Origin of the sequence: Sulfitobacter sp. G21635-S1, from assembly GCF_027213915.1 — a bacterium.
In the GTDB taxonomy this organism is placed as follows: domain Bacteria; phylum Pseudomonadota; class Alphaproteobacteria; order Rhodobacterales; family Rhodobacteraceae; genus Sulfitobacter.
Genome location: NZ_JAPWGV010000010.1, coordinates 143,229 through 164,789 on the forward strand (window position 1 = coordinate 143,229; position 21,561 = coordinate 164,789).

The 21,561-nt window shown below is 61.7% G+C and carries 19 protein-coding genes; 14 read left to right on the forward strand and 5 right to left on the reverse strand.

Annotated features, from left to right (window positions below; translation table 11 throughout):
- Genes O4H53_RS12055 through O4H53_RS12070 form a run of 4 tightly spaced genes read right to left on the reverse strand, consistent with a single transcriptional unit; the run spans position 1 to position 4,090 of the window.
- A complete protein-coding gene (locus O4H53_RS12055; protein WP_047998029.1) occupies positions 1-804 on the reverse strand; it encodes an enoyl-CoA hydratase-related protein in 804 nt (267 codons plus the stop codon).
- Entirely contained in the window at positions 797-1,651 is an 855-nt protein-coding gene (locus O4H53_RS12060) for an SDR family NAD(P)-dependent oxidoreductase (protein WP_047998028.1), read from the reverse strand. The genes O4H53_RS12055 and O4H53_RS12060 overlap by 8 nt, the downstream gene beginning before the upstream one ends.
- Positions 1,652-1,662: 11 nt before the next feature.
- Positions 1,663-2,862 (reverse strand): acyl-CoA dehydrogenase family protein, encoded by a 1,200-nt coding sequence (locus O4H53_RS12065; RefSeq protein ID WP_047998027.1) that lies wholly within the window; start codon positions 2,860-2,862, stop codon positions 1,663-1,665.
- A 13-nt stretch (positions 2,863-2,875) separates the two neighbouring features.
- Positions 2,876-4,090 (reverse strand): acyl-CoA dehydrogenase family protein, encoded by a 1,215-nt coding sequence (locus O4H53_RS12070; protein ID WP_047998026.1) that lies wholly within the window; start codon positions 4,088-4,090, stop codon positions 2,876-2,878.
- Between the two features lie 136 nt (positions 4,091-4,226).
- Between O4H53_RS12070 and O4H53_RS12075 the strand changes: the two genes are divergently transcribed.
- From O4H53_RS12075 to O4H53_RS12095, 5 genes are read left to right on the forward strand one after another with little or no spacing between them, the layout of a single operon-like run.
- Positions 4,227-5,012, forward strand: a complete 786-nt coding sequence (locus O4H53_RS12075; protein WP_047998025.1) for an enoyl-CoA hydratase-related protein — start codon at positions 4,227-4,229, stop codon at positions 5,010-5,012.
- A 21-nt stretch (positions 5,013-5,033) separates the two neighbouring features.
- Positions 5,034-6,836 carry an acyclic terpene utilization AtuA family protein gene (locus O4H53_RS12080; protein ID WP_269363984.1) on the forward strand — a complete coding sequence of 601 codons (1,803 nt, stop codon included), beginning with the start codon at positions 5,034-5,036 and terminating at the stop codon, positions 6,834-6,836.
- Positions 6,833-8,302 carry an acetyl-CoA carboxylase biotin carboxylase subunit gene (locus tag O4H53_RS12085; RefSeq protein ID WP_047998023.1) on the forward strand — a complete coding sequence of 490 codons (1,470 nt, stop codon included), beginning with the start codon at positions 6,833-6,835 and terminating at the stop codon, positions 8,300-8,302. The genes O4H53_RS12080 and O4H53_RS12085 overlap by 4 nt, the downstream gene beginning before the upstream one ends.
- The gene (locus O4H53_RS12090) at positions 8,302-8,805 is read left to right on the forward strand and encodes a biotin/lipoyl-containing protein (RefSeq protein ID WP_231582201.1); all 504 of its coding nucleotides are present in this window, start codon (positions 8,302-8,304) and stop codon (positions 8,803-8,805) included. The genes O4H53_RS12085 and O4H53_RS12090 overlap by 1 nt, the downstream gene beginning before the upstream one ends.
- Positions 8,806-8,807: 2 nt before the next feature.
- On the forward strand, positions 8,808-10,415 hold the full coding sequence (locus O4H53_RS12095; RefSeq protein ID WP_047998021.1) for an acyl-CoA carboxylase subunit beta: 1,608 nt from the start codon (positions 8,808-8,810) through the stop codon (positions 10,413-10,415).
- Positions 10,416-10,533: 118 nt separating this feature from the next.
- Here O4H53_RS12095 and O4H53_RS12100 read toward each other — a convergent pair whose 3' ends face one another.
- Positions 10,534-11,145: an acyltransferase gene (locus O4H53_RS12100; protein WP_047998020.1), complete on the reverse strand. Its 612-nt coding sequence runs from the start codon at positions 11,143-11,145 to the stop codon at positions 10,534-10,536.
- 278 nt (positions 11,146-11,423) lie between these two features.
- Here O4H53_RS12100 and O4H53_RS12105 point away from each other — a divergent pair, with 278 nt between their 5' ends.
- The 9 genes from O4H53_RS12105 to O4H53_RS12145 all read left to right on the forward strand — a co-directional run bounded on the left by O4H53_RS12105 (position 11,424) and on the right by O4H53_RS12145 (position 21,440).
- Entirely contained in the window at positions 11,424-12,608 is a 1,185-nt protein-coding gene (locus O4H53_RS12105) for a lipid-transfer protein (RefSeq protein WP_047998019.1), read from the forward strand.
- Between the two features lie 24 nt (positions 12,609-12,632).
- Positions 12,633-13,463, forward strand: a complete 831-nt coding sequence (locus O4H53_RS12110) for an SDR family NAD(P)-dependent oxidoreductase (RefSeq protein ID WP_047998018.1) — start codon at positions 12,633-12,635, stop codon at positions 13,461-13,463.
- Positions 13,464-13,644: 181 nt separating this feature from the next.
- Positions 13,645-14,274, forward strand: coding sequence for a TetR/AcrR family transcriptional regulator (locus tag O4H53_RS12115; RefSeq protein ID WP_047998017.1), 630 nt, complete (start codon positions 13,645-13,647; stop codon positions 14,272-14,274).
- A gap of 3 nt (positions 14,275-14,277) precedes the next feature.
- Positions 14,278-15,876: an acyl-CoA carboxylase subunit beta gene (locus O4H53_RS12120; RefSeq protein ID WP_047998016.1), complete on the forward strand. Its 1,599-nt coding sequence runs from the start codon at positions 14,278-14,280 to the stop codon at positions 15,874-15,876.
- Positions 15,877-15,886: 10 nt separating this feature from the next.
- Positions 15,887-16,681 carry a crotonase/enoyl-CoA hydratase family protein gene (locus O4H53_RS12125; RefSeq protein ID WP_047998015.1) on the forward strand — a complete coding sequence of 265 codons (795 nt, stop codon included), beginning with the start codon at positions 15,887-15,889 and terminating at the stop codon, positions 16,679-16,681.
- Positions 16,678-18,684, forward strand: coding sequence for an acetyl/propionyl/methylcrotonyl-CoA carboxylase subunit alpha (locus O4H53_RS12130; protein WP_047998014.1), 2,007 nt, complete (start codon positions 16,678-16,680; stop codon positions 18,682-18,684). Before O4H53_RS12125 ends, O4H53_RS12130 begins: the two co-directional genes overlap by 4 nt.
- Positions 18,681-19,847 (forward strand): acyl-CoA dehydrogenase family protein, encoded by a 1,167-nt coding sequence (locus tag O4H53_RS12135; RefSeq protein WP_047998013.1) that lies wholly within the window; start codon positions 18,681-18,683, stop codon positions 19,845-19,847. Before O4H53_RS12130 ends, O4H53_RS12135 begins: the two co-directional genes overlap by 4 nt.
- Before the next feature lie 53 nt (positions 19,848-19,900).
- Positions 19,901-20,467 (forward strand): biotin transporter BioY, encoded by a 567-nt coding sequence (locus O4H53_RS12140; RefSeq protein WP_047998012.1) that lies wholly within the window; start codon positions 19,901-19,903, stop codon positions 20,465-20,467.
- A 139-nt stretch (positions 20,468-20,606) separates the two neighbouring features.
- The gene (locus O4H53_RS12145; RefSeq protein WP_224557916.1) at positions 20,607-21,440 is read left to right on the forward strand and encodes an MBL fold metallo-hydrolase; all 834 of its coding nucleotides are present in this window, start codon (positions 20,607-20,609) and stop codon (positions 21,438-21,440) included.
- Positions 21,441-21,561: the final 121 nt, after the last annotated feature.

Sequence of the window (21,561 nt, forward strand, 5' to 3'; positions counted from 1 at the left end):
TTAGCGACCCGTGAAATTCGGTTTTCGTTTTTCGATAAAGGCAGCGACCGCCTCGTGGTGGTCTTCAGTCTGATGCATGAGCGCTTGATAGGCCGCCGCGGAATTCAGGAAATCTGGTAGATCCATCCGTTCGGCATTGCGCATCAGACGCTTTGCGATCCGCACCGCGCGCGGCGGCTTCGATGCGATGACGGCGGCGCGTTCGCGGGTGCGGTCCATCAATTTCTCATGCGGCACGACCTCCAGCACCATTCCCATTTCCAGGGCCTCGGCGGCATCGATCATGCGGCCCGAGAAGGTCAGATCGGCAGCTTTCTGATGGCCCAGACGGCGCAGCATGAACCAGCTGCCCGCATCGCCCGGAATGATTCCGAGGTTCAAAAAGACTTCGCCGAACCGCGCCTTGTCCGAGGCGACGCGCATGTCGCACATCATCGTCAGGTCGCATCCCGCGCCGACCGCCGCGCCGTTGACCGCGGCGATGGTAGGAACGTCGAGATTGTAGAGCGCCAGAGGCAGCCGCTGCACCCCATCGACATAGCTCTGCGCCGCCGCAAGCGGTTCCTTGCGAAAGATGCTGTCGGGATCGTTCATCTCCTTGATGTCGCCGCCGGCGCAGAAGGCCGGATCGGCACCGGTCAGGATCATGACGCTGACCTGCGGGTCGGCCTGCACTTTTGCAAACGCGTCCAGAAGCGCGGCGATCATGTCGTTTCCGGTGATCGGGTTGCGACGTTCCGGATCGTTCAGCGTGACCGTGGCTATCCTGTCGGAAATTTCCAGAACGACGGGGGGGTTACTCATTTTTTCCATCTCCTCGTTCGCGTTTCTCGAACATGTCAGGGTTTATCATGTCACGGGCATCGTGACCCATGTGCAGGGTTTCCCCGCCGTCTACATAGATGTCTTCGCCGGTCATGAAATTCCCCAATTTGGATGCGAGGAAAATGATCGTCCCGGCGATGTCCTCCGCCGCGCCCATCCGGTTCAGGACCGAGCGGTTGAGCTGTTTCCAGCGCTCCGTCGGAATGGGATAGCGGCCAAGCGCCTCTGTCTTGATCGTTCCCGGCGCAACGCAGTTCAGACGGATCCCGTATTCGCCCCATTCGGCGGCCAAGGTCTTCATCATGCCCGTCACGCCGGCGCGCGCGGCGACGGTATGGGTGAACCCGGTGAGCGCGGTGCGCGCTGAAATCGCAGTCACGAAGACGATGGAGCCGCCGTTTTCATACATGAAATGATCGGCCACGGCGCGTGTCATCTGCCACGATCCTATCAGGTTGTTGCGGATCACAGCCTCGAAGCCCTTGTTGGTGATGTCGCGCGCGGCTGCGATATACTGGCCGCCCGCGTTGTTCACCAGAACATCAAGCCGCCCGTAATGGTCCTTGATGCGCCCCATCGCTATTTCGATACTGTCCGCGTCACGGGTGTCGCCTGGCACGACAAAGGCCTCGCCACCCGCCGCGCGGATCATCTCGGCGGTCTCCTCCAGCGGCCCTTCGCGGCGCGCGAATAGGGCCAGCCTGGCCCCGCAGGAGGCCATTTCCAGCGCCGTTGCCCGGCCCATCCCCGAGCCGGATCCGGTGACCAGAGCCACCTGGCCCGCCATGAGATCCGGCGCGTAACGCCGTGCTTTTTCTTCGCTCATGTTCTGCCCCCTCAGTTTTTAAGCAGTTCGCCGGCGATGATCAGCTTGCGCACCTCCTGGGTGCCCGCGCCGACCTCCAGCACACGTCCGGTGCGGTAGAGGCGGTTCACTTCGGTATCACGCATGTAGCCCGACCCCCCGTGGATCTGCACCGCCTTGTCCAGCACGAAGGACGTCGCCGCGGCGGTCTTGAAGATCGCCGCAGCGGTCAGCTTGTGAATTTCGCCGCGCCCGCCTTCGCCCTCTTCCAGCCCCTCACACATGGCGGCCGTCTTCAGCGACAGGCTGCGCGCCGCCTCGATCTGGGTATACATGTCGGCCAGCATCGCCTGCACCATCTGGAAACTGGCGATCGGTTTGCCGAACTGCTGGCGCGTCTTGGCGTAATCGATGGAAATATCCAGCGCCCGCTGCGCAATCCCCAGGGCATTGAAGCAGACGATGGCGCGCTCCAGATCCAGCCCCGACATTGTCACCGCAACGCCGCCGTCCAGCTTGCCGACCATGTTCTTCGCGGGCACCCGGCAATCCTCGAACACCAGCTCACCCGTGGGCGAGCCGCGAAAACCCATCTTGTTGAGCTTCTGCGCCACCTTGAAGCCGGGCGTGTCAGTTTCGACGATGAAGGCGGAAATGCCCTTGGCGCCCTTTTCGGGCGAGGTCTTGGCATAGACCAGCACCAAGTCGGCAATCGGCCCGTTGGTGATATATATCTTGGTGCCATTCAGGATATAGTCATCGCCATCCTTCTTCGCCGTGGTCCGCATCGAGCCGAGCGCATCCGACCCGGCGCCCGGTTCGGTCAGGCCAAGCGCGCCCACCAGCGTGCCGTTGCACAGGCCGGGCAGATACTTGCGGCGCAGATCGTCATTGGCGTTTCGGTAGATGTTGTTGACGCACAGGTTGTCATGCGCGACATGGGTCAACCCGATGGCCGCCGAGGCGCGCGACAGCTGTTCGGTGATGATGCAGGCCGAGGTGAAGTCGAGCCCCGCGCCGCCGAATTCCGGCGGTACGTTGAGGCCGAGATAGCCCATCTCTCCCAGCTTGGGAAAGACCGAAGGCGGCAGGTCGTCGGTGTCGTCCATTTCCGCGTTCAGGTGGTGGAACTCGGAAAAGAAGAACTTTCCGGCCTGATCGGCCAATGCCTGCTGTTCGTCCGTCATGAAATGTGTTGGCAGATTGATGTCGTTGCGCAGTTGCTTGTTCATGGTCTCGTCCCCCTCAGGCGCGCAAAAGTTCTTCGGCGATGATGATCTTGCGCACTTCGCTGGTGCCCGCGCCGATCTCCAGCAACTTGTTGGCGCGGAACAGCCGGTTAATCTCGGTGTCCTGCATGTAGCCCGAGCCGCCGTGGATGTGGCAGGCTTCGGTGACGGCCTTGTTAAAGGCCTCGCCTGCGTAAAGGCAGGCGGCCGCGGTCAGCTTGTGGATCTCGCCGCGACCCCCAGCACCCTTCGGCAAGCCGACACAGGCCGCCAGGGCACGATAACTGAAGGCGCGAGCGGTTTCGACCTCGGTGTAGATCTCGGCCAGTTTCGACTGCATCATCTGGAAGCTGGCGATCGGCTTGCCGAATTGTTCGCGCATCTTCGCGTATTCCAGACCCAGTTCAAGCGCACGTTCGGCCATGCCGACGCAGACCGAAGCGACCATCGCGCGTTCCAGATCAAGCCCGCTCATCACCACTGCAACGCCAGAGTTTTCGACCCCCAACATGGCTGATGCCGGAACGCGGCAATCCTCGAACACCAGCTCGCCCGTAGGTGAGCCGCGAAAACCCATCTTGTCTAGTTTCTGCGCCACCTTGAACCCGGGATTGTCGGTTTCGATGATGAAGGCCGAAATGCCCTTGGCGCCTTTGGATTTGTCGGTCTTGGCATAGAGCAGGATCACATCGGCAATGGGACCGTTGGTGATGTAGATCTTCGAGCCGTTGATGACATAGTCGTCGCCGTCGCGCCGGGCGGTGGTGGCCATGGAGCCAAGCGCATCGGATCCCGCGCCGGGCTCGGTCAGCCCGAGCCCGCCGACCAGATCGCCCGAACACAACCCCGGCACATATTTTTTCACCTGCGCTTCGGAGCCGTTGCGCAGCAGGTTGTTCAGGCACAGGTTGTCATGTGCACCATGCGACAGGCCGACGGCGGGGTTCCACTTCGAAATCACCTCAGACACCAACGCCTGGGTAAACTCGTTCTGGCCCGATCCGCCCAAAGCCTCCGGGGCCGTGATCCCCAGAAGACCAAGTTCGCCCATCTGCTTGAAAAGATCGTCAGGCCACCAATCCTCTTGGTCCATGCGTGCCTGTAGCGGGTGAAGCACCTCGCGCGACACCCGATCAACATGATCAACGATCTGGCGCTGCTCATCGGTCAGCGAATAATTCGCCCTGATGGCCGCCAGATCAGCCATGGCAAGTTCATTCTGACTGGTCATACTTTTTCCTCCCGAACAAAATGTCATCTACAGCGTTGACCAAAATCAAACACATGTTAGAAAATAGTTCAAGGCAAGCTTTTCGCGACCTGACGTTGCAGGCAAGTTCGGCCAGAAAACGGGGGATATCTTGGAAATGGTGGAGAATGTCGTTCGTTCGCAGTCGCGGGGGTATGAGGTGCGCATCACGATCTGCCGCCCTGACAGTCGAAATGCCCTGAACCGCGAAGTGGCAGAGGGTCTGATTGCCGCAATTCTGGCGGCCGAGGCCGACGCGGAATGCCGGGTGATCGTCCTGACCGGCGAGGGCGAGCGTGCCTTCTGCGCTGGCGGCGACATCAAGGCGGGTGCCGAAGGTGGCCCATTTGTTCAGGACCCGGCCTATCCGGACCATTTCGCCGGGCAATTGTTCGAAACCATACAAGCCTGCCGAAAGCCAACCATCGCGCGCATCAACGGTGTGGCCATGGGCGCGGGCGCGGGCATCATCTGTGCCTGCGATCTGGCCGTGATGGTCGATCATGCCCGAATCGGAACGCCTGAAGTGAAGGTGGGTCTGTTTCCGATGACTATCGTTCCGCCAATGATCCGCATGTTGCCCCGGCGCAGATTGATGGAGATGTTCATCACCGGCGTTCCTCTGACCGCCGAGGAGTCCTTGCGCTATGATCTGGTCAACCATGTGACAGATACTGCCGGGCTGGATGACAAGGTTGCGGAGTTGGTCGCGCAGATTGCCGCGCAGTCGCCTACCGCGATCCGGCTGGGAAAATACGCCTGCCACGCGATGGAAGACATGACCTATGCGCAGCAGATGCGCTTTGCCGAAACCCTGTTGCCACGAGTTGCGCAGACAGAAGATGCGCGCGAGGGCTTTGCCGCCTTCATTGCGAAACGCAAACCTGAATGGACAGGCCGCTGATCAAGCGGAGAGGAGAAGCACATGTCGGATCGAAAACTGCGTATCGGATGCGCATCGGGATTCTGGGGCGATACGCCTGAAGCGATCGGTCAGCTGGTGTTCGACTATCTGGTGTTCGACTATCTGGCCGAGGTGACGATGTCGCTGATGGCGCGAGCCCGCGCCAAGTCGCCCGATGCGGGTTATGCGCCGGATTTCGTCAAGGCGCTGGCACCCTGGTTGTCGGAAATCAAGGCCAAGGGGATGAAGGTCGTTGCCAATGCCGGGGGTGTGAACCCGCGTGGCTGCCGCGATGCGCTGGCTAAAGTCGCCGCCGAGGCCGGGATAGATGTGTCCATCGGTGTTGTGCTGGGCGATGATTTGTCGGCGCGGGCCGACGATATCCGCGCCGGTGGTCAGACGGAGATGTTCTCGGGCGTCGCGTTTCCAGACGATATCTGGAGCATGAACGCCTATCTGGGCGCCCGCCCCATCGCGGCGGCGCTGGATGCCGGAGCCGACATCGTGATCACAGGGCGCTGTGCAGACAGCGCAGTGGCGCTCGGCCCGCTGATGCATGAATTTGGCTGGGGCGACGATGATTGGGACAAGCTCAGCCAGGGATCGTTGGCGGGCCATTTGATCGAGTGCGGCCCCCAGGGGACCGGTGGCAACTTCACCGACTGGCAGGACGTACCGGGCTGGGACGACATGGGGATGCCCATCGTCGAAGTGTCGGAAGACGGCAGTTTTGTCATGACCAAAACACCAGAGACGGGCGGGCTGGTTGTGCCGGGTTCGGTCGGTGAACAGATGCTCTATGAAATCGGCGATCCGCGCGCCTACCTGCTGCCCGACGTGATCTGCGACTGGTCGCAGGTCACGCTGGACCAGGTCGGGCCGGATCGGGTGTTGGTCAAAGGCGGCAAGGGTCTCGGGCGTACCGGCAGCTACAAGGTGTCGGCGACCCATGCCGATGGCTGGCGCGCGGTTTCCTCCCTGACCCTGGCGGCCATCAACGCGCCGGCCAAGGGCAAGCGCGTGGCCGAGGCCATCGTTACCCGTTGCCGCCGGATCTTCCGTGAAAGAAACCTGTCCGATTTCCGGCAGGTCAGCGTCGAAGTGCTGGGGGCAGAGGCGGCTTACGGCGCCAACGCGCGGGCGCAGACCCGCGAGGTGGTGATCAAGATCGGCGTGACGCACGACGACCGCGCCGCGCTCAACATCTTCGCCGGCGAGATCGCACCGATGGCCATCTCGACTGCGCAGGGGCTGACCGGGTTCTTTGCCGGGCGGCCCAAGGTGCAGCCGGTGGTACGCCTGTTCTCGTTCCTGCAGGACAAGGCCGACACCCCCGTCGCAGTCGAGGTCGACGGCCAGGATGTTCCCGTCACCGTGGCCACCAGGCCAGTCCACCTCGATCCGCCTGCCGCACCGCCCGCAGAGAGCCGCGAGCCCGGTCCGGACGCGGTCAAGGTGCGCCTCGTCGATCTGGCCTGGGGACGGTCGGGCGACAAGGGGGATATCGCCAATATCGGTATCCTGGCGCGCAAGCCAGACTACCTGCCTTTTATCCGGTCGGCTCTCAGCGAAGAGGTGGTAAAAGACTATTTCTCCCATGTCTGCGAAGGCAAGGTCGAGCGGTTCGACCTGCCGGGAAGCCATTCGCTGAATTTCCTGCTGCACGAATCGCTGGGCGGGGGCGGCATCGCCTCGGTCCGCATCGATCCGCAAGGCAAGGGGTTTGCCCAGATGCTGCTGGATATCGAAATTCCCGTGCCGGCCGACCTGGCCGCGCGCGACGGGCTGAACACCCCGGACCCGAACAAGAGGGTAATACCATGACTATTTCAAAACTCCTGGTCGCCAATCGGGGTGAAATCGCGGCGCGCGTGTTGCGCACCGCCAAGGCCCGCGGCCTTGCGACGGCTGTGTTGCGCCACGTCGCCGAACAAGATGGGCCGGCCCATCTGATCGCGGATGAGGTTGTGATGATCGACGGCCCGACGCCTGTAGCGGCCTATCTCGATATTCCGCAGATCGTTGCGGCCGCAAGAAAGATCGGCGCGGATGCGGTGCATCCCGGCTACGGCTTTCTGTCGGAGAATGCCGGTTTCGTCGCGGCGCTGGAAGAGGCCGGTGTGACATTTGTCGGCCCGACCTCCGAGACCATCGACCTGATGGGCGACAAGGTCCGCGCGCGCGCCTTTGTCGAGGCGCGCGGCTTTCCGGTTGCCCCCTCGGCGATCGAGGATGACGATCCGGCGAGTTTTGTCGAACGCGCCCGCACCCTGGGCTATCCGCTGCTGATCAAGCCTTCGGCGGGGGGCGGCGGCAAGGGCATGCGCATCGTGCGCGAGGACAGCACGTTGGAGACCGAGATCGCCACCGCGCGCCGCGAGGGCGAGCGGTATTTCGGCGACGGTCGTCTCTTCGTCGAACGCTATATCGAACGTCCGCGCCATATCGAGGTGCAGGTGATGGGCGACGGGCAGGGCAACGTGGTCCATTTCTGGGAGCGCGAATGCTCGATCCAGCGCCGGTTCCAGAAGATCATCGAGGAAACGCCCTCGCCCGCGCTTTCGCCCGAACAACGGGACGAGATCTGCGAAACCGCCGCCAGAATTGCGCGCGCCGTCAACTATCGGGGTGCCGGAACCGTCGAGTTCATCTATGCGCAGGACGGGGCCTTCTACTTTCTCGAAATGAACACCCGCCTTCAGGTCGAACATCCGGTGACCGAGATGGTCACGGGCTTCGATCTGGTCGCCGAGCAGTTGCGTATCGCGGCGGGCGAGGGGCTGAGCGCGGCGCAGGCCGATATTCCGCAGACCGGCCATTCGATTGAGCTGCGCATCTGTGCCGAGGACGCGACGGCCGATTTCCGCCCCGCGATCGGGGATATCCTGCTGCTGGACGAACCCCACGGTGAGGGTATCCGTGTGGACAGTGGCATTCGGGACGGCGGCAAGGTCACGACCGATTTCGACCCGATGCTGTCCAAACTGATCGTGCATGGGGCAGATCGCGCACAGGCCATCGCCCGTGCGCGGAACGCCGTGCAGAATTACGTCATCCTCGGGGTGACGACCAACACCGGCTATCTGGACGCGATCCTTGCACATCCCGATTTTGCGTCGGGCGATGTTTCAACCGGGTTTCTAGCCGAACAGGCGGATGTGCTGACCGCGCCGGGCGAGGATGTATCCACCCTGCTTATGGCGGCGGCGGCCCTGTCTGATCAACGTCTGGTGACCGATGTGATGCAGATACCCGAAATGCACCGCAAGATGGGCGGGTGGAGAAACTGATGCGCAGAATATTCATGATCGCCAGCCATGAGGCCGAATGCTGGCTAACCCATGATGGCAGCCGCTTTGTCCTGAACATGCCAGATGGCGCAGTTCCCTGCCAACTGGACCCGACCGGGGCGCCGGGCGCACATGTGCTGCGGACCGGGGGGCGGGCGCATGAGTTGCGGCTGGCGGTCGGGTCGGAATCTACCTTCATACATTTGAACGGGCGCACCTTCGAGGTTGGGAGGGTCGATCCCGACGACCGGCTTGCCGGCAGGCAGGGCGCTGCAGGGGGTGATCGACTGTTGGCGCCGATGCCGGGGGTCGTCGTTTCGGTGGCGGTTAAGCCCGGAGACACCGTTACAGAAGGCCAGCCGCTTCTGGTCATCGAAAGCATGAAGCTTGAAACCACCCTGACCGCGCCGCGCGACGGTGTGGTTGCCGAAATGCCTTTTACCGCGGGTGACAGTTTCGGCCTAAAGGCCGTCCTTGCCCAGCTGACCCCGCAGGAGGAGTGACAATGCGCCGGATCGAAAGCCACATCGACACCAATGCCGCCGACTACAAGGCCAATTTTGCCGCCATGTCCGAACGGCTGAAGGAGTTTCACGCTCGCCAGCACGCGGCGCGTTTCGAGCGGCCCCAACGGGACATCGACCGCTTGGCACGCCAGAACAAACTGGGCGTGCGCGAGCGGTTGAAGCTGCTGCTCGATCCGGGCACGCCGTTTCTTGAATTCTCGACGCTGGCCGCCTGCCGCGAATATGATGGCGCCGTGCCCGGTGCCGCCGTGGTGACGGGCATCGGCATCGTGCAGGGCCGCGAGGTGGCCATCCACGCCAACGATGCGAGCGTCAAGGGTGGTGCCTGGTATCCGCATACCGTCAAAAAGATCGTGCGGCTTCTGGATGTCGCGCTTGAGAACCATTTGCCGGTCGTCCATATCTGCGATAGCGCCGGGGGCTTCCTGCCGCTGCAACACGGCGTGTTTCCCGACCGCTATCTGGGCGGGCGGGTGTTTCGCAACCAGGTCAAGCTGAGCCAGGCCAATATCCCGCAGATTGCCATCGTTGGCGGGCATTGCACCGCGGGCGGCGCCTATGTGCCGACGCTGAGCGATTACAACATCATCATCGAGGGCACCGGGGCGATCTTTCTGGGCGGTCCGCCACTGGTCAAGGCGGCCACCGGCGAAGAGGTCGGCGTGCAGGAACTTGGCGGCGCGGTGATGCACACCTCTGTCTCGGGGACGGGAGATTATCGCGCCGCCACAGAACAGCACGCCTTTGCACTGGCGCGCGAGATTGTCAGTCAGTGGAAGCGTATGCCAAAAACCATCATCGAAACGGCGGCGCATGAGGAGCCCTATTACGATCCCAAGGAACTTTACGGGATCATCCCCAAGGACCGGAAGACCCAGTTCGACATGCGCGAGGTTCTTGCCCGAATCGTGGACGGTTCGCGGTTTCACGAATACCAGCCGGATTACGGAACCACGATGATTTGCGGTTTTGCCCACATCTGGGGCTACAAAGTGGGCATCCTCGCCAACAACGGGGTGCTGTTCAACGACAGCTCGCTTAAAGCGGCGCATTTCATGCAGCTATGCAACCAGAACCGTACGCCACTGGTCTTTTTTCAGAACATCACCGGCTACATGGTCGGCCGCGAATACGAGGAACGCGGCATCGCCAAGGACGGCGCCAAGATGCTGATGGCGCAGGGCGGCTCGGTCGTGCCCAAGTTCACCGTGATTGCCAATGCGTCCTACGGGGCCGGCAATTACGGCATGTGCGGGCGGGCCTGGGATGCGCGCACGCTGTTCATGTGGCCGCAGGCGGAAATCGGCGTAATGGGGGCGGATCAGGCCGCCAACACCATGGCCGACGTCAAGATCCGGCAGCTTGAACGCGAAGGCAAGCAACTGACCGAAGTGGAAATCGCCGCGATCCGTGACCCGGTGCTGGAGAAGTTCCGGCGCGATGTCGAGGCCTATACCTCGACCTCGGAATTGTGGGATGACGGCATTCTCGACCCGGCGGACACGCGCAACGCGCTCGGCATGTCGATCTCGGCTGCGCTGAACGCGCCGATCGACGATCCGCATTACGGGATATTCCGGCTGTGACGGCTTGAAGGGCAGGGCGGCACACTGGATTACGGAGTTGCCGTCCCGCGTCAAGGCGATGCCAACGGGGGCTTTTGAGGCACGCGGGAACCCTGACCTGTCCGGTTTGCCGGACAGGTCAGGATGGCTTCTGCCGCGCCTCCTGAATGGATACGACGTCGGAGGCGGCCATATGCGGCCTGTCGGTCTCTACCGCCTTCAGCGGCTCGACGGGCTTCAATCCGGCCAGACAGTCGCGCGCGAGTTGCTGATACTCGGCAGTTCCGCGTGTTTTCCAAGCGACTTCCTTCTCGGTGACGTCGCGGATTACCCTTGCCGGCGATCCGACCACCATCGAGCGCGGTGGAACTATCGTTTCGCCCCGCACGAACGCCTGCGCGCCGACGATTGATTCCGCACCAAGCTCTACGCCATCCATGATGACGGCATTCATCCCGACCAGGGCGTTCCGACCCACTGTGCAACCGTGCAGGATCGCGCCGTGGCCGATATGACCGTCGGATTCAACGATCGCGTCGCGACCGGGAAAGGAATGGATGATACAATTGTCCTGCACATTGGCCCCGTCGCCAATCACGATCCTGCCGAAGTCGCCCCGCAGGCTTGCTCCGGGTCCGATATAGCATCCATGACCCAGGATGACATTTCCGATCAGAACCGCCTGAGGATGGACATATGTATCCTCGGGCACAACGGGCACGAACCCTTTGAATTCGTAACAATACGCCATTATCTCTCCTTTTGGTGGGTTGGGTACCACTGGTTACCGGAACCAGACGTCAGACGTTTATCGACAGTCATGCCGGGACCCGAACGCCTGAATGGTGCTGGCTTGCGGAACGCGCGGTCAGGAAAATCAGTCATGTGTTGGCAAATGACGCAGGCTCCCTACATCACGGTTTAGCTATGTTGACAGTTATCAAGGTTGAGCGCTAAAATCAAACATGTGTTAGAAATTGACATGGCTTACCGTTCACGATGGCCGGGCCAAGCATGGGAGAGAGAGAAATGAGAGACAAAGCCTATGTCGTCGGCGTCGGGATGGTCCCATTTCAGAAGCCAGGAAAATCCGAAAGCTATGATGTGATGGCTGCTGCGGCCACCCGTGCCGCGCTTGCCGATGCGGGGCTGGATTATGACAAGGTTCAGCAGGCCTATGTGGGATATGTCTATGGTGACAGCACCAGCGGCCAGCGGGCTTTGTATCACGTCGGCATGACCGGGATACCGGTTCTGAATGTGAACAACAACTGCTCGACCGGTTCGTCGGCCCTGTTCCTGGCCCGTCAGGCAGTTGAAAGCGGTGCGGTGGAATGTGCTCTGGCGCTTGGCTTCGAGCAGATGCAGCCTGGCGCAATCGTCGCGATGTTCCACGATCGGGTCAGCCCCTTCACGTCCTTCGACGCCGAGACCGACGTGCTGGTGGGCAACACGGAGATTCCGCTGGCGCTGCGCTATTTCGGCGGCGCGGGCAAAGCGCATATGGAAGAGTTCGGAACTACGCTGGAAACCTTCGCGAAAATCCGCGCCAAAGCCAGTCGGCATGCGTCCAGGAACCCGGTGGCGCTGTTCCGGCAGGAAGTGACGCCGGAAGAAGTGATGGCGGCACAGGTCGTCTGGCCCGGCGTCATGACAAAGCTGATGGCTTGCCCACCGACCTGTGGCGCGGCTGCGGCAATCGTGTGCTCCAAGGCCTTCGCCGACAAGCACGGTCTGGACAGCTCGGTGCGCATTGCCGCTCAGGCCATGACGACGGACGGCCCGGAAACCTTCGGCGCGCATGACATGCGCGAGGTCGTCGGCTATTCGATGGCCAAACGCGCCGCCGATCAGGTCTATGAGGCGGCGGGCATCGGCCCTCAGGATGTGGACGTGGTCGAACTGCATGACTGTTTCGCCCATAACGAGCTGATCACCTACGAGGCGCTTGGGCTTTGCCGCCGCGGTGATGCGGCAAAATTCGTCGATGACGGCGACAACACCTATGGCGGCAAATTCGTGACCAATCCGTCGGGCGGGCTGTTGTCCAAGGGGCATCCGCTGGGGGCGACCGGCCTGGCGCAATGCACCGAACTGGTTCAGCAGTTGCGCGGGCAGGCAGATGCAAGGCAGGTGGAAGGCGCGCGGCTGGCGCTCCAGCATAATCTGGGTCTTGGCGGGGCTTGTGTGACCACGCTTTATGAAAAAGCGTGACAGCACCAATCGGGAGGAGAAAACATGACTGGAAAACTTGACGGGCGCGTTGCGCTGGTTTCCGGTTCGGGCCGGGGTATCGGTCGCGAGATCGCGCTCAAGCTGGCCTCGGAAGGGGCGCGCGTGGTGGTCAACGATCTGGATGCCGACCCGGCCAATGAGACCGCCGAGGCCATTCGTGCGGTTGGCGGCGAGGCCGTGGTCTGCGCCGGCAGCGTGACAGAAGACGGTTTCGCCGAACGTTTCATCAAGACGGGCGTGGACAGTTTTGGCGGGCTGGACATCATCGTGAACAATGCCGGCTATACTTGGGACAGCGTCGTTCAGAAGATGACCGACGAACAGTGGCAGGCGATCATCGACGTTCACCTGACTGCGCCCTTCAGGATTCTGCGCGCCGCCCAGCCGGTGATCAGCGCCAAGGCCAAAGAAGAAGCTGCTGCAGGGCAGGAAGTGTTCCGCAAGGTGGTGAATATCTCATCCATCGCGGGGACCGGCGGTAATGCCGGCCAGATCAACTACGCCGCCGCCAAGGCCGGTGTTCTGGGTGTCACCCGGACGATGGCCAAGGAATGGGGCCGTTACAAGGTCAACGTCAACGCGGTGGCCTTTGGCCCGATCCGCACGCGGCTGACCGAAGGCAGCGCCGCGGGCGACAGCACAATCAAAGTGGAAGACCGCGAAATCAAGGTCGGCGTGAACCCCGATCTCTTGTCCCAGATGGAGCGCATGATTCCGCTGGGCCGGGTCGGCACCCCGCAAGAGGCCGCTGGCGCGGTCTATTTGTTCTGTACGCCCGAATCTAACTTCATTTCGGGTCAGCACATCATTTGCGGCGGCGGCTTCACGATCTGACCCACGCCAGCCAAACCACGTATTCGAGCCTTGGCTGGCGACCGGCATTTCCGGCGGCCGTATGACGATTGCCCGGACGGGATTCGCCACAAATTCCAATCCAACGCGTTCGGGAGGATTGACTCATCGGCACCAATTACCTAACAGGTGTTAGTTAGGCAGTATACCGTAAAGAGACCCCATGGCGAATACCTCAGCGAGCAAGCTCAACGAGATCCCCCGGAGGGCGGTCGGGCGTGATGGCGTGCTGGATGTTGCGGCGCGGCTCTTCCGCGAACAGGGCTATGGGTCCGTGTCACTCAGAAAAATCGCCGAGGCCGCTGGAATCAAGGCGGGCAGCATATATTACCATTTTGGCTCCAAGGACGAGATCGTCGCGCGCGTTCTGGATGCAGGTATTCAGGTCGTTCATGAGAGCATGCGCCAAGCCGTTTCCGCCTTGCCCGAGGGCACCGGCGCCGAGGCGATCCTGCGGGCAGCGATCGGGGCGCACCTGCGCGCGCTTCTGGACGTCAGCGATTATTCCTCGGCCAATGTGCGCATTTTCGGGCAGGTGCCGCAATCCGTCCGCGATGCCAATCTGCACACGCGCCGGGCCTATGAGGCCGAATGGGACAACCTGTTGTCCCGGCTTCAGGCAGACGGCGCGCTGAAACGCGAAGTGGACATCCGCCGCCTGCGCCTGATGTTGATCGGTACGCTGAACGCCACGCTTGAATGGTTCGATCCGCACCGCGGCAGCGCAGAGGCGCTGTCACGCACCTATGCCGATGTGTTTCTCAACGGAATACTTGAAAGACAGGAGACCTGAGCCATGGCGCGCCTTGAAACAGCAGTGCTGACCGCATCAGAGATCTATGCGCGGAATCACCAGGCGCAAAGCGCGCGGGTCGAGACGCTGCGCGCGCGCTTTGCCGAGGCCACCTCGGGCGGGCGCCTCGACATGGTCGAGCGCCACCGCAAGCGCGGCAAGCTGCTGGTCCGCGAGAGGATCGACTTGCTGGTGGATCCGGGCACGGCGTTTCTGGAACTGTCGTCGCTCGCGGCCTACGGGCAATACGGCGGCGAGGTGCCTGGTGCGGGGATCGTGACCGGCATCGGCATCGTCCACGGCCTGCCCTGCATGATCATAGCCAATGATGCGACGGTCAAGGGCGGATCATTTTACCACGAGACGGTGCAAAAGCATATCCGCGCCCAGGAAATCGCGGCGGAAACCCGGCTGCCTTGCCTTTATCTGGTGGATTGCGGCGGGGCCTATCTGCCCGAGCAGGACCGGGTCTTTCCCGATGCCCGCCATTTCGGCAATTCCTTCTATCGCCAGGCCAACATGTCGGCCAGCGGCTTGCCGCAGATATCGGCCGTGTTCGGCGGCTGCACGGCAGGCGGGGCCTATATTCCCGCGCTGTCGGACGAGGTCATCATGGTGCGCGGCAACGCGCGCATCCATCTGGGCGGGCCCTCTATCGTCAAGGTGGCGATCAACGAAGTGGCCGATGGCGAAACGCTGGGTGGTGCTGAGATGCATTCGCGCGTCTCGGGCGTGTCCGACCATCTGGCCGAGGACGAATACCATGCGCTGGCGCTGATGCGCGACATCGTGGCCGAGTTGGGCCAGTCGCGCCCGATGCCGCCCGACGCAGCCCCCGCGCCGCCCGCGCATGATCCGTCAGAATTGCTCGGCATCATCAGCGCCGACCGCAAGCAGCCCTACGACATGCGCGAGGTTCTGCTGCGCATGATCGACGCGGGCGAGTTCCGCGAATTCAAGCCCGGCTGGGGTGAGACGTTGGTTTGCGGCACCGGGCGGATCCACGGCTATCGGGTCGGTATCCTGGCCAACAACGGCGCGCTGATGTCGGACAGTTCGCTGAAGGGGGCGCAGTTCGTCTCGATGTGCGACCAGCGCAATATCCCGCTACTGTTCTTGCACAACATCGCGGGTTTCATGGTCGGGACCGAGGCGGAGCGCGGCGGCATCGCCAAGAACAGCGCCAAGCTTGTCTATGCCATGTCGGTTGCCAAGGTGCCGCGATTGTCAGTCCTGCTTGGCGGATCCTATGGAGCGGGCAATTACGGCATGTGCGGACGCGGATTTGCACCGAATTTCCTCTTTGCCTGGCCGATGGCGGAGTTGGCCACCATGTCCGCGGACATCGCGACCAACGTGATGCAGGAGCTGCGCCGCCAGAAAGGCGGCGAGCCTGAAAGGATGGAGACCGATCTTGCGCAGATCGAGGCGCAGGTGCGTGCCCAATATGGCGAACAGTCCGATCCGTATTACGCCACGTCGCGGCTCTGGGATGACGGGTTGATCGAGCCCGGACAGACCCGCGATATTCTGGGCCTGTGTCTGGCCATTGTCTCGTCGGTGCCCGAGAAAGGGCGCCACACGCCCGTCTTCAGAATGTGAGGCCGATGTCATGACAACAAGTTATGAAACCATCATTGTCGAAACCGATGCGCGTGGCGTTGCCACGGTAACCCTCAACCGCCCTGACAAGCACAATGCGCTGAACGCCGATCTGATCGCCGAGCTTTTCGACGCGGTCGAGGATCTGGCTTCAGATGACAAGGTGCGCATCGTGATCCTGACCGGTGCCGGCAAAAGCTTTTGCGCTGGAGGGGATTTCAACTGGTTCGCCTCAAACGTCGAAAAATCCCGCGCCGAACGGGTCGAACAAAGCGCCACGCTCGCGCATCTGTTGCGCCGACTGGACACGCTGCAAAAGCCCCTGATCGGGCGGATCAACGGGCCGGCATATGGCGGTGGCGTCGGCATGATTTCGGTCTGCGACTATACCATCGGCGCAGAAGGCGCACGCTATGGCCTGACCGAAGTGAAACTGGGTCTGCTGCCCGCCAATATCTCGCCCTACGTGGTGGCCCGCATCGGCAAGGTGCACGCGCGTGAAACCATGCTGTCGGGCGCGCTCTTCGACAGCGCGCGCGCCGAAAGGATCGGGCTCCTCACCGAGGTCGTCGCCGCCGACGCGTTGGATGCCGCCGTTGAACGGGTGGTGCACGATCACCTTCAGGCAGCGCCCGGCGCGGTGGCGGATACCAAGGCACTGATCGCTTATGTCGCCAGTCACGATCTGGAAACCAACATGATCTACACCGCCGACCGTCTAGCCGACGCCTGGGAAACCGGGGAAGGCATTGAAGGCATCAACAGCTTTCTCAACAAGAGCGTGCCTTCGTGGAGAGTGAAATGAGTTTCACCCGCGTCCTGATTACCAACCGGGGCGAGATCGCCCGGCGCATCCAGCGCGGGTGCCGCAAGCTGGGTCTGGAAACGGTTGCGGTCTTTTCCGAGGCCGACCGCGACGCGCCCTTCGTAGCCGAGGCGGATCACGCTGTCTGTATCGGCCCGGCGGCTGCGTCTGAAAGCTACCTGAACGTCCCGGCCATCCTGGGGGCTGCGCGCGCCACGGGCGCGGGTGCGGTGCATCCCGGTTATGGCTTTCTGTCCGAGAACGCGGATTTCGCGGCAGCGGTCGAGGCCGCAGGGCTAGTCTTTATCGGACCGGAACCCGATGCCATCGCTCAAATGGGGTCCAAGATCGCGGCGAAGGCTGCGGCCGAGGCCGCAGGGGTGCCGGTGCTGCCCGGGTACCGCGGTGCCGATCAATCGGATTCACGCCTGCTGCAAGAGGCGGGCGCGCTTGGGGTGCCATTCCTGGTCAAGGCCAGCGCCGGCGGTGGCGGACGCGGGATGCGTCTCGTCACCGACATGGCCGACGCGCCCAAGGCCATCGCCTCTGCCCGGGCAGAGGCGCAGGGTGCGTTCGGCGATCCGGCGGTATTTTTGGAACGCTATGCGCTCCGCTCCCGCCATGTCGAGGTGCAGGTGCTAGGCGACACGCATGGCAACCTGGTGCATCTCGGCGACCGGGACTGTTCGCTGCAACGCAATCACCAGAAGCTTATCGAAGAGGCCCCCGCGCCGAATCTGCCAGACGATCTGCGCGAGCATATGCGCGCTGCCGCCGTGCGCCTTGCACAGGCGATCGGATACCGCTCTGCCGGAACGGTTGAATACTTATATGACCCCGAGCGCCGCGCCTATTACTTCCTTGAGATGAATACCCGCCTTCAGGTCGAACATCCCGTCACCGAGGCGATCACCGGAATCGACTTGGTCGAATGGCAGTTGCGCATCGCGCGGGGCGAGCGGCTGACTTTCCAGCAACCCGACGTACACTTCGAAGGCCACGCCATCGAAGTGCGCGTTGCCGCCGAAAACCCGGCCGAGAATTACCGCCCCGAAACCGGCAGGATCACGCTGTGGGTGCCGCCTTCGGGCGTGCGGCTGGATACGGGCGTCGGGGAAGGTTCAACTGTCGGCCATCACTACGATTCCATGTTGGCCAAGCTGATCATCCATGCGCCGGACCGGGCGCAGGCCATCCGCAAGAGCGTGGCCGCAATCGACGGCTTTGCCGTGGGCGGGCTGGGGCTGAACCTGGCGTTTCAGCGCGCCTTGTTAATTCATCCCGACTTTGCCGCGATCCGGCATCACACCGCCGGGCTTGTCGAGATGTTTGTGAACGGGTGGGCACCCCCCGCACCCGATGCGCAAAGCCGCGCGCTGGCCACACTGGCCCTGCATTTGCATCTGGTCCCGACGGCCGGGAACACCCCTTGGCAAGGTCTAGGTGCGTGGCGTCTGACCGCGCCCGCAGGCCGGCCCGGCGCTGCCTTCTATTGGGCCTTGGGCGACGAAGACCCGACCAGCGCGGCGGGCGATAAAAGGCATCTGACGATCAGATTGCCGGACGACACCCCTGTTACCGTCGAAGCGCCCGGCCTGACCGCCGACCGCCTGACAGGGCGCGTTGGCGGCGTGCCCTTTACCCGCGCCGCGCACCTGCGCCGCACGAAAAAACACTGGCAGGTGTTTCTGTCAACGCCGGATGGTATGGCCGGGTTTGCCATTGAAACGCTGGAGGACAGACACCTGCAACGCGCTTCGGGAAAGGTCCGCGGGGCAGACTTGCTTGTCGCGCCGATGCCCGGTGCAGTGGTCGAACTGCGGGTCGCGCCCGGCGATCGGGTCGCGGCGGGCGATACACTGGTGGTGCTTGAGGCGATGAAACTGCTGCAAAGCCTGGTCGCCCCGTTTGCGGGCATCGTAGCCGAAATCTACTGCGCCGCCGGCGACACCGTCGCCGGGCAAGCGCCCCTTGTAAAACTCGATCCAGAGGAAATCCAATGACCAAGCATGACATGATTGATGCGGCCACAGGCCCGTTCAGTGAGGACCTGAACATGATCCGCGCGCAGCTGCGCCGCTTCATCGAAACCGAAGTGACGGCCAAGGCCGACGCTTGGGAAAAGGATGGCATGGTGCCGCGTGACGTGCTGCGCCGGATGGGCGATCTGGGCGTGCTGGGCATGCGCTATGACGAGCAATATGGCGGCGCAGGGCTAAATGTGATGTCCAGCGTCGTGCTGGCCGAGGAAGCGGGTCGCTCCACCTTCGGCGGGTTTTCGGCCACGGTTCTGGTCCATACCGACATGGCCTCGCCGCATCTTGAAAACGCCGGTACGCCCGAACAAAAGGCGCGCTGGATGCCCTCGATCACCTCGGGCGAAAAGATTGCCGCAGTGGCCGTGACCGAACCGGGCGCCGGGTCTGACGTGGCGGGGATGCGCACGCGCGCGGTGCAGGACGGATCGGACTGGGTGATCAACGGCACCAAGATGTTCATCACCAACGGCGTGCATGGCGACATCTATTTCGTCGGCGCCAAGACCGACCCGGACGCCAAGGGCTCGCGCGGGATCACCATGTTCACGGTCGAAAAGGGCACGCCGGGGTTCTCTGTCGGCCGGGCGCTGAACAAGACCGGCTGGCTGTGCTCGGACACCGCCGAACTGATCTTCGAGGATGTGCGCATCCCGGCAGAGAACGTGCTGGGGGAGGTGAACCGGGGCTTCTACTCGGTGATGAAGAACTTCCAGAACGAACGGATCGTGCTGGGTGCAATGGCCTGCGCCGAGGCGCAATCCGCACTGGAAATGACTGTGGATTACGTCAAGCAGCGCAAGGCTTTCGGTGGTGTGCTGTGGGACAAGCAGGCAGTGCGCCAGCGATTGGCCGATTGCCAGACCCGGATTGAAGCGGGACGTCAGCTTACCTATCACGCTGCGTCACTAGATGCCGCGGGCCGCGATTGCGTCAAAGAAGTATCGATGGTCAAGGCCTATTGTGGCGAGCTGGTAAACAGCGTGCTTTACGACTGTGTCCAGTTCCATGGCGGTATGGGCTATATGCGGGAAACACCCGTGGAACGCATGTCGCGCGATGCCCGTGTCCAGGCCATCGGCGGCGGTGCCACCGAGGTCATGCTCGAAGAGGTCGCCAAGCGGATGTGAACTCACCATTACAAAAACCATATCAACGACCAACTGACACAAGGACTAACAAAATGAATTTGGAATCTACTCAACGCCAACCACTCGCAAGTCTGTCCCGAGAGTTCGCAACTATACTCATCGGCACCATTCTTCTAACACTCTCCGCGAAAATCGTGGTTCCTTTCTACCCGGTTCCGATGTCGACCCAATCCCTAGCAGTCCTGGGCCTTGGACTTTTTCTGGGTCCAGTTCGCGGTGGACTTGTTGTAGTAATCTACCTTCTGGAAGGCGCGCTTGGCCTTCCGGTTTTCGCTGGCACGCCTCCCGCGCCGGCCGGATTGGTCTATATTGCCGGCCCCACAGGCGGATACTTGATTGGGTTCGCACTCGCAGCGGCTGCCGCTGGATGGATGGTTCAAAAGTTGAGAGGGTTTCAGCCTGCATTCAGAGCAACTGTCGCTGTACTTTTCGGTTCCATGCTTATGTACTGCGCAGGGCTCTTCTGGCTGGGCGGCTTTATCGGCTATGGAGAAAAATTGATGAACGCCGGGCTTTACCCGTTCCTGCTTGGAGATCTGGCCAAGGCGGCAATTGCTGTGGTGCTGTATACAGGGTTCCAAAATCGGGGCCGTGTTTGAACGCTGGGCTTCGTTGCTTTGTTCCAGTGCCGGGTTCGACCGGCGCTGAAAACCAGCTTGAGGTTTCCGAAATTGTGCAAGAGCAAGAGGCGGAGCTGCATGATACGGATTGTTCGCAATCAATACATGGTCATAAAGAATGACAAGAAACAACATGTTTTACGGTGAGCCTGACCCTCCTCGTGCGCAGGGCGTAGAGGTGGCCGAGGGAATCCTAAGGATCGTTGCCAACAATCCCGGGAAGATGACCTATCACGGGACGAATAGCTATATCATTGATACTCCTGACGGTCGGTTCATTATCGACCCCGGTCCAGCAGAAGACAGTGCACATTTCGAAGCAATCGTCGAGAATTTGGGAGCCAACCCTGCCGGAATTCTCTTGACACATCACCATTCCGATCATTTCGGGGCCGTGCCGGCATTGCGCGAACGTACAGGTTTGCCGGTTTATGTTTCGCGCGCATTTCCTGACGATGCGTTTCAACCTGACGGCTTTTTGAAAGACGGGCAGGTGATCGCTGGTCTTACTGTCCTGCACACACCTGGTCATGCGAGCGATCACCTCTGCTTCGCGAGGCCGGATGGAGTACTTTTCACAGGCGATCACGTGATGAGTTGGAACAGTTCTATAGTCAGTCCCCCTGACGGCAACATGCGCGATTACTGCACCCAGCTTCAGCGGCTAATCGATCGCAACGATAAGGTCAGCCTGCCGGGTCACGGACCTGTACTCCGGGACCCGGGACCGTACGTCAAACGGTTGCTCGCCAACCGGATGCGTCGTGAGTCGGAGATTCTCGCGTACCTCTCAAGTACCTCCGACTCGCTCCAGAATATCGCCACTTCTGTTTACAAAAAATCTGACCCGCATATTGCAATGGCCGCCGAACGAAATGCCGCGGCGCATCTGGAGAAGCTTCTTTCAGAATCCCGGGTGGTTCAGGACGAAGGGATCTGGAGATTACCTTAACATAAACTTCATTACGAGATTTTCAGCGCGTTTTTGGGCAAGTTCAGTTGCGGGTTGGAAACTCTACCTCACCCCATTGCGCCGTTTTTGCAGAGCCGCAACGCTTGCATCGAAGTCCAGC

What these genes read in the sequence shown, in the direction of transcription:
- O4H53_RS12055 (WP_047998029.1), bottom strand. Translation starts at nt 804, where the DNA reads ATGAGTAACCCCCCCGTCGTTCTGGAAATTTCCGACAGGATAGCCACG.
- O4H53_RS12060 (WP_047998028.1), bottom strand. Translation starts at nt 1,651, where the DNA reads ATGAGCGAAGAAAAAGCACGGCGTTACGCGCCGGATCTCATGGCGGGC.
- O4H53_RS12065 (WP_047998027.1), bottom strand. Translation starts at nt 2,862, where the DNA reads ATGAACAAGCAACTGCGCAACGACATCAATCTGCCAACACATTTCATG.
- O4H53_RS12070 (WP_047998026.1), bottom strand. Translation starts at nt 4,090, where the DNA reads ATGACCAGTCAGAATGAACTTGCCATGGCTGATCTGGCGGCCATCAGG.
- O4H53_RS12075 (WP_047998025.1), top strand. Translation starts at nt 4,227, where the DNA reads ATGGTGGAGAATGTCGTTCGTTCGCAGTCGCGGGGGTATGAGGTGCGC.
- O4H53_RS12080 (WP_269363984.1), top strand. Translation starts at nt 5,034, where the DNA reads ATGTCGGATCGAAAACTGCGTATCGGATGCGCATCGGGATTCTGGGGC.
- O4H53_RS12085 (WP_047998023.1), top strand. Translation starts at nt 6,833, where the DNA reads ATGACTATTTCAAAACTCCTGGTCGCCAATCGGGGTGAAATCGCGGCG.
- O4H53_RS12090 (WP_231582201.1), top strand. Translation starts at nt 8,302, where the DNA reads ATGCGCAGAATATTCATGATCGCCAGCCATGAGGCCGAATGCTGGCTA.
- O4H53_RS12095 (WP_047998021.1), top strand. Translation starts at nt 8,808, where the DNA reads ATGCGCCGGATCGAAAGCCACATCGACACCAATGCCGCCGACTACAAG.
- O4H53_RS12100 (WP_047998020.1), bottom strand. Translation starts at nt 11,145, where the DNA reads ATGGCGTATTGTTACGAATTCAAAGGGTTCGTGCCCGTTGTGCCCGAG.
- O4H53_RS12105 (WP_047998019.1), top strand. Translation starts at nt 11,424, where the DNA reads ATGAGAGACAAAGCCTATGTCGTCGGCGTCGGGATGGTCCCATTTCAG.
- O4H53_RS12110 (WP_047998018.1), top strand. Translation starts at nt 12,633, where the DNA reads ATGACTGGAAAACTTGACGGGCGCGTTGCGCTGGTTTCCGGTTCGGGC.
- O4H53_RS12115 (WP_047998017.1), top strand. Translation starts at nt 13,645, where the DNA reads ATGGCGAATACCTCAGCGAGCAAGCTCAACGAGATCCCCCGGAGGGCG.
- O4H53_RS12120 (WP_047998016.1), top strand. Translation starts at nt 14,278, where the DNA reads ATGGCGCGCCTTGAAACAGCAGTGCTGACCGCATCAGAGATCTATGCG.
- O4H53_RS12125 (WP_047998015.1), top strand. Translation starts at nt 15,887, where the DNA reads ATGACAACAAGTTATGAAACCATCATTGTCGAAACCGATGCGCGTGGC.
- O4H53_RS12130 (WP_047998014.1), top strand. Translation starts at nt 16,678, where the DNA reads ATGAGTTTCACCCGCGTCCTGATTACCAACCGGGGCGAGATCGCCCGG.
- O4H53_RS12135 (WP_047998013.1), top strand. Translation starts at nt 18,681, where the DNA reads ATGACCAAGCATGACATGATTGATGCGGCCACAGGCCCGTTCAGTGAG.
- O4H53_RS12140 (WP_047998012.1), top strand. Translation starts at nt 19,901, where the DNA reads ATGAATTTGGAATCTACTCAACGCCAACCACTCGCAAGTCTGTCCCGA.
- O4H53_RS12145 (WP_224557916.1), top strand. Translation starts at nt 20,607, where the DNA reads ATGACAAGAAACAACATGTTTTACGGTGAGCCTGACCCTCCTCGTGCG.